Here is a 17,475-nt window from a genome sequence, read left to right as displayed (position 1 = left end):
TTTGCAAAAAATGGATTGATGCTCGCAATCCGTTTGGGTACCTTGTTTCGGAACTTTGTACCCGAATCAAAAATCAAATTAAAAATGGCAAAAAGTAAAATAGCACTGGTGACCGGGGGCAGTAGAGGCCTCGGCGAAGACATGGCCATCAACTTGGCCAAAAAAGGATTGGACGTGGTATTGACCTACCGAAGCAATAAGGAAGAGGGCGATAATACGGTCAAGGAAATCGAGAGCTTGGGACAAAAAGCCTATGCACTGCAATTGGATGTGGCCGATATCGGAAGTTTTGATGCTTTTGTGGATCAGGTCAAAAAAGTGGTCAGTTCCCATTTCGGGGCAGACCATATCGATTTTTTGATCAACAATGCAGGAATCGGAATCAATGCCCCGATCACGGAAACCACAGAAGAGCAGTTCGACACCTTGGTGGACATCCATTTCAAAGGAGCATTTTTCCTCACCCAAAAAGTGTTGCCCCTCATGGCGGATGGTGGCGGAATTGTGAACATTTCCAGTGGATTGGCCAGATTTTCCTTTCCAGGATATTCAGTTTATGGTTCCCTGAAAGCGGCCATGGAAGCACTTACCCGTTATCAAGCGAAGGAATTGGGAGCACGAAAAATACGGTCGAACGTGGTGGCTCCCGGGGCCATCGAGACCGATTTTGGAGGAGGCACCAACAAAAATGACGAGGACAAAAGAGCGGCGATTGCCAATTTTACTGCTCTGGGCCGAGTGGGTATCCCCAGCGATATTGGGGGCGTAGTGGCCTTTTTGTGTACGGACGATGCCAAGTGGGTCAACGCACAGCGCATAGAAGTTTCAGGTGGAATGATGATTTAAAACCTGAAAAGGTATGGTTTAAAACGGGTTGGGCGATCAACCCGTTTTTTTATGCCCGCTATTCTAAAAATTCAAGGGCTTTTTTTGCTTTTCACTACCGAGTACCGTTTCTTTGCAGTTCAGTTCATTAATAAATTGAAAGTGTTATCAAGAAAGGTGGAGGGACTGGACCCTGCGAAGCCTTAGCAACCCTCGACTTCGAGAAGGTGCTACATTCTACCCTTGTCCTGAACCGTGATCGGGAAGGTACGGCGCATGATCCTGCCAATGGGAAGGATAACGTAAAGAATACTTCGCAGTATTTTCCTAACATTTCTTGATATCGATATATATCCTTTTTTAGAGGGAAATTGTAGTATGGAAAAAATTGAGGACATTTTAAAGAAGCGGATTTTGGTACTGGACGGGGCCATGGGCACCATGTTGCAACGCTATAAATTTACGGAAGCCGATTTTAGGGGAGAGCGTTTCAAGGATTGGCCAACCGATCTGCAGGGCAACAACGACCTCTTGTCATTGACCCAGCCTCAGGCCATTGCCGATGTGCACAGGGCTTATCTGGAAGCTGGCGCGGATATTTTGGAAACCAACACATTCTCGGGCACTACCATCGCCATGGCAGACTATGGCATGGAAGCATTGGTGTATGAGCTGAACTATGAATCCGCTAAGATTGCAAAGCAAGTAGCGGAAGAATTCACCCAAAAGGACCCCAGCAAACCACGATTTGTGGCAGGGAGCATCGGACCCACCAATAAAACGGCGAGCATGTCGCCAGATGTGAACGACCCAGGGTTCCGGGCCGTGTCCTTTGATGAACTGCGTATCGCCTACAAGCAGCAAGTAGAGGCGCTTTTGGATGGTGGGGCCGATATTTTATTGGTGGAGACCATTTTTGACACACTGAACGCCAAAGCGGCCCTTTTTGCCATTGAAGAAGTAAAGGACGAAAGGAACATTGAAGTGCCTGTCATGGTCAGTGGAACCATTACTGATGCTTCGGGAAGGACATTGTCCGGACAAACGGCGGAGGCCTTCCTGATTTCAATTTCACACATTCCGATTTTGTCCGTTGGGTTCAATTGTGCCCTAGGTGCCAAACAGTTGGTGCCCCATTTGGAGGTAATTTCGGCCAAATCGGGATTTGCCACTTCGGCCCACCCCAATGCAGGTTTGCCCAATGCGTTTGGCGAGTACGACGAAACCCCGGAGCAGATGGCCGCACAGATCAAGGAATATGTGGAAAAAGGGCTCGTGAACATTGTGGGTGGATGCTGTGGAACCACACCGGAACACATTAAGGCCATTGCCGAAGTTGTGAAAGAATATACACCCAGAAAATTGGAAACCACCCATGAAAAAACCATTTAGGATATCCATATTGATCATTGCCATGGTCACTTTTATTTCCTGCGGGGAGAAAGAAAAACCCAAAGAAAAGGAAACCGAGATGGTTGAGACCAAAAATGAGATCATGGGCAGTTGGCTTTTGGTCTATGGGGAAACCAGGACAGCCGATAGCTTGGAAGTGAAGGATTTGTCCAATACCCAATTCATAAAGATATTGAACGAGGACCATTTTGCCTTTTTCAACCAAAAGAAAGATACCGCCGAAGGATTTTACGGAGGTGGGGGAACCTATGTCTTGGAAGATAATGTGTACACGGAACGCTTGGATTACATCAGCGTAAAGGAATTGCGTGGACATGAATTTACCTTTGAGGTAGAGATCAAAGGGGATACCCTCATCCAATCTGGAGTGGAGGATGTGCCCGAGGCAGGCATCAAGAGGCATATTGTGGAAAAATATATACGAATCAACGATTAACCAATAGCAGTGGAAACAAGAGCGCTAAAACTTTCAGGCCTGGAGCCCTTGGTCGTAACCCCCGAAAGCAATTTTATCAACGTGGGGGAACGAACTAATGTGGCGGGGTCCAAGATTTTTCTAAGGCTCATTAAGGAGGAAAAGTTCGATGAGGCCCTGGCCATCGCCCGTAACCAAGTGGAAGGCGGTGCACAGATCATCGATGTGAATATGGACGATGGTCTGATCGATGGCAAGGAAGCCATGGTCCGGTTCTTGAACCTGATCGTTTCCGAGCCCGATATTGCCCGGGTGCCCATCATGATCGATAGCTCCAAATGGGAAATCATTGAAGCTGGTCTGCAAGTGGTGCAGGGCAAATGTGTGGTGAATTCCATCAGCCTAAAAGAAGGCAAGGAAGAGTTTGTGCACCATGCAAAGCTCATCAAGAGATACGGTGCTGCCGTCATTGTGATGGCCTTTGATGAAGTGGGTCAGGCCGATACCTTGGAACGCCGTAAAGAAATAGCCAAACGGTCCTATGATATTCTGGTCAATGAAGTGAAATTTGCCCCTGAGGACATCATCTTCGACTTGAATATTTTTCCAGTGGCCACGGGAATGGACGAGCACAAGAACAACGCCATCGATTTTATCGAAGGCACACGATGGGTGCGCCAAAACTTGCCACATTGCAGTGTGAGTGGCGGGGTGAGCAATGTTTCCTTCTCTTTCAGGGGAAACAATCCCGTTCGTGAGGCCATGCACTCCGCTTTCTTGTTCCATGCCATAAAGGCCGGAATGAACATGGGCATCGTGAACCCGGCCATGTTGGAAGTGTACGACGACATTCCCAAGGATTTGCTGGAGCATGTGGAAGATGTATTGCTCAACAGAAGGGACGATGCCACGGAGCGATTGCTGGAATTTGCAGAGACGGTTGTTGGAACGGAAAAGGTGAGCAAAGTAGATCTTTCGTGGAGGCAGGAGCCGCTCCAAGATCGAATAACCCGTGCCTTGGTCAAAGGGATTGATGAATATATTGTTGAAGATGTGGAAGAGGCACGCCAACAGGCGGCCAGGCCTTTGGAAGTCATCGAAGGCAACCTGATGACAGGAATGAATGTAGTCGGTGACCTTTTTGGCAGCGGAAAAATGTTTTTGCCCCAGGTGGTGAAATCCGCGAGGGTGATGAAAAAGGCCGTGGCCTATCTAACGCCCTATATTGAAGCATCCAAGGACAAAAACGCCAAAGCGGCAGGAAAAATATTGATGGCCACCGTAAAAGGCGATGTGCACGATATTGGAAAGAACATTGTAAGCGTGGTCTTGGCCTGTAACAACTATGAAATTGTGGATATGGGCGTAATGGTGCCGCCGGAAAAGATCATCAACAAGGCCAAGGAAGAACAAGTGGACATCATTGGCCTCAGTGGATTGATCACCCCATCCTTGGATGAAATGGTATTCTTGGCCAAGGAGATGGAGCGCCAAAATTTTGAGGTGCCGCTCCTAATCGGTGGTGCAACGACGAGCAAGGCGCATACGGCAGTGAAGATAGACCCACAATACAGTCATTCCGTGGTGCACGTGAACGATGCCTCAAGGGCCGTGACGGTGGTGGGTGATTTGTTGCACGATGAAACTGCAGTGAAGTACAAAAAGGCCATCAAGCTGGATTACGAGAGTTTTCGGGATAAATTTTTGAACCGTTCCAAACACAAAGAGTATTTGACACTGGAAGAGGCTCGGAAGAACAAACTCCAGATTGATTGGAACCCTGCCGATATCAAAAAACCCAACCAATTGAGTATTCAGGTGTTGGAAGATTTTGATCTGAGCCAATTGGAGGAATTCATTGACTGGTCCCCATTTTTTAGAAGTTGGGACCTGCATGGAAAATACCCCGATATTTTGACCGATGAGGTCGTAGGGGAGCAGGCCAAGGAACTTTTCAAGGATGCCCGAGGGCTTTTGAAAAAGGTGCTGGACGAAAAACTGTTGAAGGGCAAGGCCATTTTTGGATTGTTCCCTGCCAATCAAATTGATGAAGATGATATTGAAGTTGAAAAGAATGGGGAAACCTTCATTTTCAGGACACTTCGCCAACAATTGAAAAAGCGCGACGGGGTTCCCAATATCGCCTTGGCAGATTTTATAGCGCCCAAAGGATCCGGCATTCAGGATTATATCGGCTGCTTTTGTGTGAGCACTGGTTTTGGCACACAGGAACTGGCCGCAGAATTTGAAAGGAACCATGATGATTACAATTCCATCATGATCAAGGCATTGGCCGATCGTTTGGCAGAAGCCTTCGCGGAATACCTGCACAAAGAAGTCCGGATGAACTTCTGGGGCTATGCCGTGGACGAGAATCTGGAAAATGACGACCTGATCAAGGAAAAGTACCGTGGCATCAGGCCTGCACCAGGTTATCCTGCCTGTCCCGACCACTTGGAAAAATTGACCATTTGGGAATTGTTGGGTGTGGAAGAAAAAATAGGTGTAAAATTGACCGATAGTTTGGCGATGTGGCCCGCAGCCAGTGTGAGCGGCTACTATTTTGCACACCCAGAGGCCAAATATTTTGGATTGGGGAAAATAGAACAGGACCAAGTCAAGGATTTTGCAGAACGAAAGCATATAAAACTGGAGGAAGCCCAAAAATGGCTGGCCCCCAACATAGTTGATTAAGACCGATGAAAATTACCGACCATATAAAGAAGGCGAACGGCCAGACCCTTTTCAGTTTTGAGATAGTGCCCCCTGTGAAGGGAAAGAGCATCCAGGAATTGTACAACAACATAGATCCCTTGATGGAGTTCAAACCTCCGTTCATTGATGTGACCACTTCCCGGGAAGAATACATCTACAAGGAAAAAGATGGACTATTGGACAAAAAACTGACCCGTACCCGTCCCGGAACCTTGGGAATCTGTGCATCACTTAAGCATAAATACAATGTGGATACTGTGCCCCATGTGCTGTGCGGAGGGTTCACTAAAGAAGAGACCGAATACCTCTTGGTCGACTGCCAGTATTTGGAGATAGAGAACGTGATGGCACTTCGTGGCGACGCCCGTAAAGAGGAAAAATATTTTACACCGACCCAAGGCGGACATCAATATGCCACCGAGTTGGTGAAACAGATCCAGGACATCAACGAGGGAAATTACCTGCATGACACCATACAGGCCAGTGATCTGAGCAGTTTCTGTATCGGTGTGGCCGGTTACCCCGAAAAGCATATGGAAGCACCGTCCCTCCAGTCCGATCTCAAGCGATTGAAGGAAAAAGTGGATTTGGGAGCGGATTATGTAGTCACCCAGATGTTCTTTGATAATCAAAAATTCTTCGCTTTTGTGAAAGCGGCCAGGGAAATGGGTATCCAAGTGCCGATCATTCCGGGGATAAAGCCCATTGCAGTAAAGCAACACTTGCAATTGTTGCCACAGGTATTTCGGGTGGACATTCCGCAAGATCTTATCGAAGCCGTGGAGGCTTGCAAGACCAATCAAGAGGTGCGAAAAGTTGGGGTGGAGTGGGCCATTCAGCAATCCCGGGAACTAAGGGAGTATGGTGTTCCCGTACTGCACTATTATTCCATGGGAAAATCAGATAATGTGGAGGCCATTGCCAAGGAACTTTTTTAATTCCCTACTTTAGCCCTCCATGAGGTACCTGCTGTATCCCCTATTTCTGCTGTGTCTTTGCATTGGATTTTCCCAAGATGGGGATGTTCCAAAAAAATACACTTTGGATATGAGCCAGTTCTATGGTTCCATCCTCTTGCACAATACGGACATTTCACACCTGATCACCAACCATCCCGGAGGTATCATTTTGGGATTCAACCGTAAACGTTTTGGACATGAGGACTGGGAGGCTGCACTCGGCTATCCCGATACCGGCTTTTCCTTTGTGTATCAGGATATGAACAATCCCACCCTTGGCGAACATTTTGGGTTGTATGCCCACTACAACTTTTACTTTTTAAAGAGAAACCTTCAACTACGGATTGGCCAGGGAGTGGCCTACAACACCAATCCGTACGACAAAAATGAAAATTTCAGGAACAATGCCTATGGCAGCCATTTATTGAGCTCCACTATGGTGATATTCAATTACCACAAGGAAAATATCGTGGCGGGATTGGGGTTCAAGACAGGGATTTCGCTCATTCATTACTCCAATGCCAATTTCAAGGCCCCGAATACATCCACCAACTCCCTGGCTTTTAATTTTGGCCTGACCTACGATTTGGACCAGGATGCCGCCATTGAATATATAGTGCCGGAAGAAAAGGAAAAAATAAGGGAACCCATTCGCTACAACTTGGTGCTGCGTGGAGGAGCCAATGAGAGTGATGTGATCGATATGGGGCGATATGGCTTTGCCATTGTTTCCGCTTATGCCGATAAGCGTTTGGGAAATCGGAGTGCCATTCAGTTGGGGACCGATGTCTTCTTCTCCAATTTTCTGAAGGAATTGATTCGTTACCAGTCCACCTCTTTCCCCGAATTGGATGTGGCCCCCGATACCGATTACAAAAGGGTAGGGGTATTTTTGGGACACGAGCTTTTTGTGAACAAATTGAGTGTGGTGGCCCAACTGGGATATTATGTGTATTACCCCTTTGACTTTGAAGGACGAATGTACAACCGGGTCGGGTTGAAACGGTATTTTGGGGATAAGGTGTTCGGAGCCGTCACCTTAAAATCGCATGGGGCCAAAGCAGAGGCCATAGAATTTGGAATCGGAGTCAGGTTATGAAAGTTGGAAAGCACGAAATACAAAATACAAAGTGTCCCCTTGAGGGGACTTTAGGGGTGTTTTTGATACTGCTCACCTTTTTGATGGTATCCTGCAACGGCGAAAACGTGCCCGATTGTTTTCAGAATGCGGGTGATATGGTTCGCCAACCTGTTGATGTTCCAGCTTTCACGACCATTACTGTTTTTGAGAACCTGAATGTGGTTCTGAAACAAGGAGATGAACAAAGGGTGGAAATTGAAACAGGCGAATACCTGCTGAACGATGTTTCCGCCGTGGTTGAAGAGGGCCGTTTGATCTTAAGGAACGAAAACAGTTGCAATTATGTCCGGGAATATGGCTTGACCACAGTGTATGTCACCTCACCCAATATCAACGAAATCCGTAGCAGCACAGGACTGTTGATTTCCAGTGACGGTGTGTTGGCTTATCCAAGCCTGGCTTTGATTGCCGAAAGTTTCAACAATCCCGAGACCGAGACCACCGATGGTTCCTTTGACCTGAACCTGAATACAACATCGGTCAGCATTGTGGTCAATGGAATAGCATATTTCAAACTACAGGGAACTACCGAAAATTTCAATGTCACTGTCGCCGCTGGCGACTCCAGGATTGAAGCAGAGGATTTGATCTCGCAAAACGTGACCATCAACCACAGGGGTTCCAACGATGTTTTTGTGAATCCGCAACAACGGTTGGAAGGGGTCATTCGTGGTACCGGGGATGTGATCAGCGTCAACCGCCCTCCTGAAGTGGATGTGGAAGAGCTGTTCAATGGCCGTTTGATCTTTCAAGAATAGGGGTACGGCCATAATGGACGCAAAACTTCAGGAACTCCCAAGTTTTCTCAGTACTTTTCGGATAGCTAAAACAAGGCACCTTTGGGCAGATTTGTTCCTTTTATCAAGCGTTTGTTCTCTTTCTCACCCAAAGTGAGGTCTTTGGAGGGACTCCATGGTCTGGAGAAGGCAGATGCACTTTTTCACAACCTAGTGGCCGAAAACAAAGTGCCCGGCTTGGCCGTCACCATCATGGCGAAGGGGCAAGTGCAATTGCAAAAAGGATATGGTCTGGCTGATCTGGAACGAAAAATTCCTGTTGATCCCAAGCAAACGGTCTTCAGGATAGCCAGTATCTCCAAGTGCATCACGGGATTGGCCTTGGGCAAGATGATGGAAGAAGGGCTTGTGGAACTGGACGCCTCTTTTTATGGGTATGTCCCGTATTATCCAAAAAAGGACCATGATTTCACATTGCGCCAGTTGGCAAGCCATACGGCCGGGATCAGAGGGTACCGAGGTAAGGAATTCGCACTGAACCAAGGCTTTTCCATCAAGGACAGCATCGGTATTTTCCAGCACGACCCCCTAGTCTTCCAACCGGGAAAAGGGTATCTCTACAATAGTTTTGACTTCGTGTTATTGTCATTGGCCATGCAAGAGGCCAGTGGCGTCCCGTTCCAAAAATACGTACGGGAAAAAGTGCTCATCCCTTTAGGGATGCAAAGTACCTTTTCACCCCAAGCGTTGGATGTCAGTTCGAACGCAATCAGCGACATGGCACAATTTTACACCAAGCAATCATTGTGTTTCAAGCAATCGATGGAAGTGGACAATGCCTACAAATTGGCGGGTGGCGGATTTTTATCGACCAGCAGTGATATTGCCCAGATGGGGCAGGCCATTTTAGAGGGAAAACTGCTCAAAAAAGCAACTTACGAACAATTATTGACCTCACAAATGGTGAATGGAAAGCCTATCTATTACGGTCTGGGTTTTCAGGTGAGCCAAGATGCAGATGGTAGGGAGTTTTTGGGGCACGTCGGCAACAGTGTGGGTGCCTACACCAACTTTTTTGTCTATCCGAAAGAAGAAAAAGTAATTTCCATTTTGATCAATTGTACCGACCCGAAGGTGCAAGCGCAACTGGATATGGCCATTTCGTCCATTGTGGGGGACGGGGCTTAGGGTTTGCCCGCCATCTGCTCCTCTTTTTCCAAGGCGAATTTTTTACAGAGGTCAAGGGTTTCGGTCACATCTTCCAAAGAGGTTCTGGGGTTGATGAGGCACATACGGAGCACCACTTGCCCATGGAGCAGGGTCGTGACCAACAATGCCTTCCGGGAGTCCACCACCTGTTTTGAAATGTATTGGTTGATCTCGTCCAGTTCTTTCTCCTTATAGTTTTGTTTGATGGGGTTGTACCTGAAATTGATCACGGCCAAGGTTGCTGGAAAGACCACTTCCCAACTTTTGCTGCCCCGCAACAGATTTTCCACCTCTTCGGCCAAGTCAATGTTGTAGGTGACGGCATCCCTAAATTCCTTTAAACCAAAGGTTTTTAAGGACATATAGAACTTGAGTGCCCTGAACCTTCGGGTGAGTTGGATGCCATGGTCGTAAAAATTGATTTCTGAGGTATTTCCTTCAATGTCACGGAGATACTCCGGTTTTTCGGTGAAGGTATGGCTGAGGTTTTTGTGGTTCCGTACCAACAAACAGCCCATTTCATAGGGCTGATAGAACCATTTGTGTGGATCTACGGTCAGTGAATCAGCTTTTTCGATGCCTTTCAGCAAACTTTTACCTTTTGGGGATAAAATGGCCGCACCGCCATAAGCGCCATCAATATGGAACCAAATATCTTCTTTCTTGCAGATTTTTGCCAATTCGGACAGTGGGTCAACAGTACCCGTGTTGGTGGTTCCAGCGGAAGCGATCAAGCAAAAGGGTTGCAAGCCTTCCAATCGATCTTTGGCAATGCAGTTTTTGAGTTTGTTCAGCGCAAACTTGAATTCGTTATCGGTGGGGATGATCCGGATCTGTTCCTTTTTGAATCCCAAAACCCTGATAGCCTTAATATTGGATGAATGCGCCTGATCGGAGAGATAGATGATTGCTTTGGAAAAATCGTCACCACATTTGATCCTACGGGCGGTTGCAACCGCGGTGAGGTTTGCCATGGAACCACCACTGGTGAAAATTCCACCTCCCTTTTTTCCGGGAAAACCAAAGATCTTCAACAGCCATTGAATGGTCACAATTTCCAGTTCGGCAGCAGCCGGGGACGCCGACCATCCGCCGGAAAATATATTATAGCCTGTGGCAAGTGCATCGGCCATCACACTGACATAGTTGCTGGGACCGGGCACAAACGAGAAAGACCTCGGGTGGGCCATGTTGGCACTATTGGTCATCACTTTTTCCAACACAAAATCCAAAACCTTGGAGGCTTCCATGCCCGCTTCTGGGGCCTCTTCCAAAAAAAGATGGTCCATTTCCTCCCGTGAGCCCCATGCCACAGGAAATTTTTGGTGTTGGGTATGGTGGTGCTCCACGATCGCATCCACGATCTGGTAACCATACGTTTGCATCTCCTCTTTGGAAAGCTCCAATCTAGCGGTGTTCTTCTTCATACGCCCTGTTTCAGTTGGACTGCAAAAATACCATATTTGGGATGGCTGGAAACTGGAAAAGACCAGAAATCTGTTTTTAGGGCGAGTAATGCTACCTTTGCCAATGGAACCGCCCTGGACATTTTTGTTATGGAAAAGCAGGATATAGCGAACAGAGAGGACATCTCATTATTGGTGCACCGCTTTTATGAAAAAGTACGTGCTGATGCGGAAATTGGCCATTTTTTTAATGAAACGATCACCGATTGGCCGGAACACATGGAAAAGTTGACCGATTTTTGGGAGATGAACCTGTTCTTCGTCCAAAAATACAAAGGGAACCCCATGCAGGTCCACGCCGAGTTGGATAGGGATATGGACAGGACCATTGACAACTATCATTTTGGGATTTGGCTCAGGCATTGGTTTGCAACCTTGGACGCCCTTTTTAGTGGGCCAAATGCTGAAAAAGCGAAACAACGGGCCAGGAACATCAGTGTTCGAATGTTCATTGCGATATATGAGCAGCGAAAGCGGGACGGTGTCCTTTAATATCAACGGGTAAGTTCAGTGAAAAGGCTCTCCAAGTTTTTGTTTTTCCGGCTCAATTGGAGTGTTTTCAACTGGTTGTCGTGGGCAAAATCGAATACGGCGGGTCGCATGTCCGTGGAGGTGCTGAAGGTGATCTCATAGACAAAACCGCCAATGTTGGTCACTTTGGATACGTGGGGCAGTTGTTGGAGCAGTTGTTCCTCCACTCGGTAATCGAATTCCACTTCGATGATCTGTTCTTCCGCTTCACGCAGTTCCTCCAATTTTTTGTCGGCAACCAGTTTTCCCTTGCTGATGATGATGACCCTATCACAAACGGCTTCCACCTCTTTCATGATGTGGGTGGACAATAGGATGGTCTTTTCCTTTCCGATATCGCGGATCATTTTTCGTATCTCGATCAATTGGTTGGGGTCAAGTCCCGTGGTGGGTTCATCCAAGATGAGTACTTCCGGATCGTGGAGCAGGGCGGCGGCCAAACCCACACGCTGGCGGTACCCTTTGGACAACTGGCCTATTTTTTTGTGCGCTTCGGGGGTCAGCCCGGTCTGCTCTATCACTTCCTCGATCTTTGATTTTGGAACTTGGTACACATCTGCATTGAAGGCCAAATATTCCTTTACGTACATCTCCAAATACAGGGGGTTGTGTTCGGGAAGATAGCCAATGCTTTCCTGAACGGCCCTTTTGGCAGTGAGCACATCGTGTCCGTTTACTTCGGCATCACCGCTGTCTGCTTTGTAGTAGGTGGTCAAAATCCGCATCATGGTCGACTTTCCTGCTCCATTGGGACCCAAAAAACCAACAATTTCCCCTTTTTTGATGGAGAAAGAAACATTGTTCAGAGCTTTTTGCTGACCAAAGGTCTTGGTGATGTTCTTTACGATGATGGACATTCAATTGGGTTTGGAAACCAAAAATACACTTTTAGATGTTTCAATCCATTCCTTTGTTTGGCCTGAAATGTGGAAACTTCTGGCGAGTTCAAATCGCAATGGGAAATGAATTCTCAAAAAAAGGGCGTTTTCTTGGATACAATTTGCAATGAAATTGGCTTTTTCAAAAAAAATCAAAAAAAATTTATGAATGATCGTCATTTTCGGATTGAATACCTAAATTAGCCGGGAATTTACATCGAAATGACAAACACGTATTTCTGGAACGGTTTCTATTTTTACTTCTTTTTTAAGAGAGGTACGGGACTGTTGTAGATACGTTTAAAGTATAACCAATACATGAAGTCCCGATAAAATCGGGGCTTTTTTTTTGCCATGGGTTTAAAAATAGCCATACAGGGAATCAAGGGATCCAACCACCATCAGGTCGCAAAGGATTTTTTTGGGGAAGACATCGAATTATTGGAATGCATGACCTTTGATGCCATCATCGACCATCTGTTGGATGGGACTGCGGACAAAGGCATCATGGCCATTGAAAATTCCATCGCGGGTTCCATTATCCCGAATTATAATCTGGTGTACCACAATAACATACATGTGATCGGGGAACATTATCTGAGCATTCATCACAACCTTATGGTGCTCAAGGGAACCACCATGGAAGACATCAAGGAAGTTCACTCGCACCCCATGGCCCTGCTACAATGCAAGGAGTTCTTCAAGGACCATCCGCAGATCAAATTAGTGGAAAGTGTGGATACCGCCGAGACGGCGAAACGCATCAAAGAAGGCAGGTTGGCTAATATTGCTGCAATTGCTCCAAAAATGGCTGCCGATCTCTATGATTTGGATATTATTGCCCCTGAAATTCAGACCATAAAGAACAATGCCACGCGTTTCATTATCCTTAAAAAGCAGAACAAGGTCCTGCCCAAGGAAGAGATCAATAAAGCGTCGTTGCGTTTTATGACCGATCACAAAAGGGGGAGCTTGGCCACAGTACTGAACGTGATGAGCGATTGTAACATGAACCTGACCAAGATACAGTCCCTCCCTGTGATAGAGACTCCATGGAAGTATGCTTTTTTTGTGGATGTGACCTTTGAAGAATACGATCACTTTTCCAAGGCAAAATCCTTGCTAGAGATCATGGCCGAAGATTTTACGGTCTTGGGTGAATATAAAAATGCAAGATTGCAATGATTACTGCAGATAGATTACATAGCGTTCAGGAATACTACTTCTCCAAAAAATTGCGGGAAGTACGGGGGTTGATGGACCAAGGAAGGCCCATCATCAACATGGGTATTGGAAGTCCCGACTTGGCGCCATCACCAAAGGTGATGGAAACGTTGAGGGACTGCATTGCAGATGCAGGCGCGCACCAATACCAAAGCTATCAAGGGCTACCTGAGCTCAGGAAGGCCATTGCCGATTTTTACCAACAAAAATTTGGGGTAGCCGTTGATCCCTCCACCGAGATATTGCCCTTGATGGGCTCCAAGGAGGGCATCATGCACATCAGCATGGCGTTCCTGAACGTGGGGGACGAAGTGTTGTTGCCCAACCCAGGGTATCCCACCTATGCATCCGTAACGAATCTGGTGGGTGCTGTTCCGGTGACCTATGACCTGAATTTGGAAAATGGGTGGTTCCCCAATTTGGAAGAACTGTCCCGAAAAGACCTTTCCAAAGTGAAATTGATGTGGGTCAGCTACCCACACATGCCCACGGGGGCCACGGCAACGATGGAACAATTGAAGTCTTTGGTGAATTTTGCCAAAGCAAACGATATTTTGCTGGTCAATGACAATCCGTACAGTTTTGTATTGTCCAACGATCCAATGAGTATTTTGTCCATCGATGGCGCAAAGGAATGCACCTTGGAACTGAACAGTCTCAGCAAGACCTTCAACATGGCCGGCTGGCGTGTGGGAATGGTATTGGGTAGTGCGGAGCATATCAACGCCGTGCTGAAGGTGAAGAGCAATATGGATTCGGGTATGTTCTACGGTATTCAGAAAGGTGCGATTGCCGCACTTCAAAGCGGTCCCGAATGGTTTGAGCAACTGGATGCGGTGTACACCAAAAGAAGGGAACTGATGTTTGAATTAGCGGACAAATTGGGCTGCGCATACGACCGAAATGCCGTGGGCATGTTCGTTTGGTGCAAACTCCCCGAAGGATCGCTTTCCTCCGAAGCGTTCATCGACCAAGTTTTGTATGAGAAGGACATCTTCATTGCGCCGGGGACCATCTTTGGTAGCAATGGCGAAGGATACATCCGATTTTCCCTCTGTGTAAAAGAAGAAAAAATCAAAGAAGCCATAGAAAGATTTTAGCATGGACGTAGTCGTAATAGGAATAGGGTTGATTGGTGGGTCGTTCGCCAAGGATGTAAAAAAAATGCATCCCCATGCCAATATCATTGGTGTGGACAAGAATGAGGCCCATTTGGAAGAGGCCATGTCACTTGGGATCATTGATGAAATAGGAAGTTATGGTTCCTTGGGGAATGCAGATATGGTGTATGTGAGCATTCCCGTCAATGTTCTGGTCACTGAACTGCCCAAGATCTTGGATGCGGTGGGGGACGAAACTGTGGTGATGGATGCAGGTTCCACCAAACGGTTGATCTGCGAAGGTGTGGCCGAACACCCCAAGCGTAGAAATTTCATGGCCTGTCACCCCATAGCGGGTACCGAGTTTTCAGGACCATCGGCAGCCTTGGAAGGGCTGTATGCAGAAAAGACCATGATCATTTGTGAGGTGGAGAAAACAGCGTTCAAGTTGCAGGAAAGGGCTTTGGCCATTTTTCAGGAAATGGGAATGCGCATCCGGTACATGAACCCAGTGGCGCATGACAAACACATCGCCTACGTATCACATTTATCACACATCAGCTCGTTTATGTTGGGAAAGACGGTTATTGAGAAAGAAAAAAATGAGCGTGATATTTTTGACATGGCGGGAAGTGGTTTTGAGAGCACGGTCCGATTGGCCAAAAGTTCGCCTGATATGTGGACACCCATATTTGAGCAGAACAAGGACAATGTGGTGGAGACCTTGGAGGAGTATATCCAAAACCTGACCACCTTCAAACAATTGATCATGGACAACGATTTTGAAAATGTCCATCTGGAAATGAGCAATACCAACAAAATAAAACAAATACTTAAAGGAATTCCACTTACAAAAAAATAGGAAGCATTATGGAAAACAAAAAGGAAATGAGGAAATGGTTGGATGATATGAACCTGTCACATCCATTGGTAATAGCTGGGCCATGCAGTGCCGAGACTGAAGATCAGGTGTTGAAGATCGCACACGAACTGAAGGATACCGATGTGAGCTACTACCGTGCCGGAATCTGGAAACCCAGAACGCGCCCTGGAAATTTTGAGGGAGTGGGAGCCATTGGATTGAAATGGTTGCAGAAGGTAAAAGAAGAAACCGGACTGAAGACCGCTACCGAGGTGGCCAATAAGGCCCATGTGGATCTTGCATTGGAATACGATGTGGACCTGTTGTGGATCGGTGCACGATCTACCGTGAGCCCTTTCATCATCCAGGAAATAGCCGATGCCTTGGAAGGTACCGATAAAATTGTATTGGTGAAGAACCCGGTGAACCCTGACCTTTCTTTGTGGTTGGGTGCTGTGGAGCGTCTGCATACGGCCAATATCAAGAAATTGGGAGTAATCCACCGAGGGTTTTCTACGTATGAGAAGACCAAGTACCGAAACATTCCAGAATGGCAGTTGGCCATCGAGCTTCAAACGAAGTTCCCCGATCTGCCCATCATCAACGACCCGAGCCACATTACCGGAAAGCGTGACATGATCTTTGACGTGTCCCAAACGGCTTTGGATCTGAACTTTGACGGGTTGATGATCGAAACCCACTGCGATCCCGATAACGCTTGGAGTGATGCGGCCCAGCAGGTAACTCCCCAGCGATTGGTGCAGATCATGAAGGACCTTCGCATCAGAAAGGAAACCGATGAAGAGGCAGAATACAACAGCAAACTGAGCAACCTTAGGGCACAGATAGATGTTTTGGACAACCAATTGATCGACCTGCTCGGAAAACGCATGAAGGTTTCTGACGGCATCGGTGAGCTGAAAAAGCAAAAGAACGTTGCTGTGTTGCAGAGCAACCGTTGGAATGCCATTTTGGGCAATATGATCCTGGAAGGGGAGCAACGGGGATTGAGCGAGGAGTTCATTCTAAAGATGTTCAAGGCCATCCACCAAGAATCCATCAACCACCAAGAAAAGATCATCAACGCATAGGCGATTTTTTCTAGACCATTATAAAACTATCTGTGGCTTGGCATTTTCCAAGATTGCAGATAGTTTTTTTGTTTGGAACTGTAACAATTGGAAATACAGCTCATCTTTACTCTGTCACCGGACACTTTTAAATACGAAAATATTTATTTCCAATAACCTAAAAATTTTATACCGATGAGAAAACTATACACATGGGGCCTTCTAGTACTTCCTTTATTGACATTCGCCCAGCGGATCATAGACACAGAGGTAGGGGAATTCAAGGAGATCAAGGTCTTTGACCTGATCGAGGTGAACTTGATACAATCCGATGAGAACAAGATCATGATCAAGGGCTGGAACGTGGACGATATCATCTGGACCAATAAAAAAGGCGTGTTGAAACTCCGCATGCAATTGGATAAAAAATTCCAGGGAGAGGATACCATGATCGAGGTGTACTATACCAACTTGGACGTGATCGATGGGAACGAAGGGGCACAGATCACTTGCAACGAAATGGTGCAGAAGAGCAAAATTGAACTAAGGGCCCAAGAAGGTGCCAAGATCCATATCGGGATGGATGTGGATTATGCCGATATCCGTGCGGTCACGGGAGGTATAGTGGAAGCCTCCGGTTTGGCCAAAAACCAGACTGTGGTGCTCAACACCGGTGGAATTTTTGACGGTCGCGATCTTCGGACGGCAAATACCGACATTAAAATTTCAGCAGGTGGTGAGGCCGATGTGTTCGCTTCGGAAGCTGTGGACATCAATGTGAGGGCAGGTGGTGATGTGAATGTGTACGGCAAACCGAAAAAAGTGTACAAAAAGACTTTTGTGGGTGGAAGGATCCACATAGTGGATTGAATAATGAAATAAAACAGAAAGCCCGCTCTGGATGTCCAAGGCGGGCTTTTTCTTTGAGAT

The 17,475-nt window shown here is 46.9% G+C and carries 16 protein-coding genes and 1 riboswitch; of the genes, 14 read left to right on the top strand and 2 right to left on the bottom strand.

From position 1 onward, the window contains the following. Positions 1-84: 84 nt before the first annotated feature. The 8 genes from DB398_RS10435 (at position 85) to DB398_RS10400 (ending at position 9,393) form a co-directional block, all read left to right on the top strand. Positions 85-846: an SDR family NAD(P)-dependent oxidoreductase gene (locus DB398_RS10435; RefSeq protein ID WP_108424405.1), complete on the top strand. Its 762-nt coding sequence runs from the start codon at positions 85-87 to the stop codon at positions 844-846. Positions 847-987: 141 nt separating this feature from the next. Further along, positions 988-1,099, top strand: a riboswitch (SAM riboswitch). A gap of 104 nt (positions 1,100-1,203) precedes the next feature. Beyond that, positions 1,204-2,217, top strand: coding sequence for a homocysteine S-methyltransferase family protein (locus DB398_RS10430; protein ID WP_108424323.1), 1,014 nt, complete (start codon positions 1,204-1,206; stop codon positions 2,215-2,217). Then, entirely contained in the window at positions 2,201-2,674 is a 474-nt protein-coding gene (locus DB398_RS10425; RefSeq protein ID WP_234416203.1) for a hypothetical protein, read from the top strand. The genes DB398_RS10430 and DB398_RS10425 overlap by 17 nt, the downstream gene beginning before the upstream one ends. A 9-nt stretch (positions 2,675-2,683) precedes the next feature. Then, positions 2,684-5,347, top strand: coding sequence for a methionine synthase (metH, locus tag DB398_RS10420; protein ID WP_234416199.1), 2,664 nt, complete (start codon positions 2,684-2,686; stop codon positions 5,345-5,347). Positions 5,348-5,352: 5 nt separating this feature from the next. Then, positions 5,353-6,306 carry a methylenetetrahydrofolate reductase [NAD(P)H] gene (gene metF, locus DB398_RS10415; protein WP_108424321.1) on the top strand — a complete coding sequence of 318 codons (954 nt, stop codon included), beginning with the start codon at positions 5,353-5,355 and terminating at the stop codon, positions 6,304-6,306. A gap of 19 nt (positions 6,307-6,325) precedes the next feature. Continuing rightward, on the top strand, positions 6,326-7,426 hold the full coding sequence (locus tag DB398_RS10410) for an acyloxyacyl hydrolase (protein ID WP_108424320.1): 1,101 nt from the start codon (positions 6,326-6,328) through the stop codon (positions 7,424-7,426). Next, positions 7,423-8,226: a head GIN domain-containing protein gene (locus tag DB398_RS10405; RefSeq protein WP_108424319.1), complete on the top strand. Its 804-nt coding sequence runs from the start codon at positions 7,423-7,425 to the stop codon at positions 8,224-8,226. The genes DB398_RS10410 and DB398_RS10405 overlap by 4 nt, the downstream gene beginning before the upstream one ends. 81 nt (positions 8,227-8,307) lie before the next feature. Further along, positions 8,308-9,393 carry a serine hydrolase domain-containing protein gene (locus DB398_RS10400; protein WP_234416194.1) on the top strand — a complete coding sequence of 362 codons (1,086 nt, stop codon included), beginning with the start codon at positions 8,308-8,310 and terminating at the stop codon, positions 9,391-9,393. Here DB398_RS10400 and DB398_RS10395 read toward each other — a convergent pair. Then, positions 9,390-10,841: a pyridoxal phosphate-dependent decarboxylase family protein gene (locus DB398_RS10395; protein WP_108424318.1), complete on the bottom strand. Its 1,452-nt coding sequence runs from the start codon at positions 10,839-10,841 to the stop codon at positions 9,390-9,392. The genes DB398_RS10400 and DB398_RS10395 overlap by 4 nt on opposite strands. 36 nt (positions 10,842-10,877) lie before the next feature. On the opposite strand from DB398_RS10395, the gene DB398_RS10390 reads away from it, so the two are divergent. Then, positions 10,878-11,372 carry a group III truncated hemoglobin gene (locus DB398_RS10390; RefSeq protein ID WP_313777787.1) on the top strand — a complete coding sequence of 165 codons (495 nt, stop codon included), beginning with the start codon at positions 10,878-10,880 and terminating at the stop codon, positions 11,370-11,372. 2 nt (positions 11,373-11,374) lie between these two features. Here DB398_RS10390 and gldA read toward each other — a convergent pair whose 3' ends face one another. Then, positions 11,375-12,268 carry a gliding motility-associated ABC transporter ATP-binding subunit GldA gene (gene gldA, locus DB398_RS10385; protein WP_108424317.1) on the bottom strand — a complete coding sequence of 298 codons (894 nt, stop codon included), beginning with the start codon at positions 12,266-12,268 and terminating at the stop codon, positions 11,375-11,377. Positions 12,269-12,643: 375 nt separating this feature from the next. Between gldA and DB398_RS10375 the strand changes: the two genes are divergently transcribed. The 5 genes from DB398_RS10375 (at position 12,644) to DB398_RS10355 (ending at position 17,415) form a co-directional block, all read left to right on the top strand. Beyond that, positions 12,644-13,474 carry a prephenate dehydratase gene (locus DB398_RS10375; protein WP_108424315.1) on the top strand — a complete coding sequence of 277 codons (831 nt, stop codon included), beginning with the start codon at positions 12,644-12,646 and terminating at the stop codon, positions 13,472-13,474. Beyond that, entirely contained in the window at positions 13,471-14,613 is a 1,143-nt protein-coding gene (locus DB398_RS10370) for a pyridoxal phosphate-dependent aminotransferase (RefSeq protein WP_108424314.1), read from the top strand. The genes DB398_RS10375 and DB398_RS10370 overlap by 4 nt, the downstream gene beginning before the upstream one ends. 1 nt (position 14,614) lies before the next feature. After that, complete coding sequence (locus tag DB398_RS10365; protein WP_108424313.1) at positions 14,615-15,475, top strand: prephenate dehydrogenase; 861 nt, start codon at positions 14,615-14,617, stop codon at positions 15,473-15,475. Between the two features lie 8 nt (positions 15,476-15,483). Continuing rightward, positions 15,484-16,566 carry a bifunctional 3-deoxy-7-phosphoheptulonate synthase/chorismate mutase type II gene (locus tag DB398_RS10360; protein ID WP_108424312.1) on the top strand — a complete coding sequence of 361 codons (1,083 nt, stop codon included), beginning with the start codon at positions 15,484-15,486 and terminating at the stop codon, positions 16,564-16,566. Positions 16,567-16,740: 174 nt separating this feature from the next. Continuing rightward, positions 16,741-17,415, top strand: a complete 675-nt coding sequence (locus DB398_RS10355; RefSeq protein ID WP_108424311.1) for a head GIN domain-containing protein — start codon at positions 16,741-16,743, stop codon at positions 17,413-17,415. Positions 17,416-17,475 lie beyond the last annotated feature (60 nt).

The sequence above is a fragment of the Flagellimonas amoyensis genome, from assembly GCF_003058265.1.
In the GTDB taxonomy this organism is placed as follows: Bacteria; Bacteroidota; Bacteroidia; order Flavobacteriales; family Flavobacteriaceae; genus Flagellimonas; species Flagellimonas amoyensis.
This window is presented reverse-complemented; position numbering and strand designations above follow the sequence as displayed.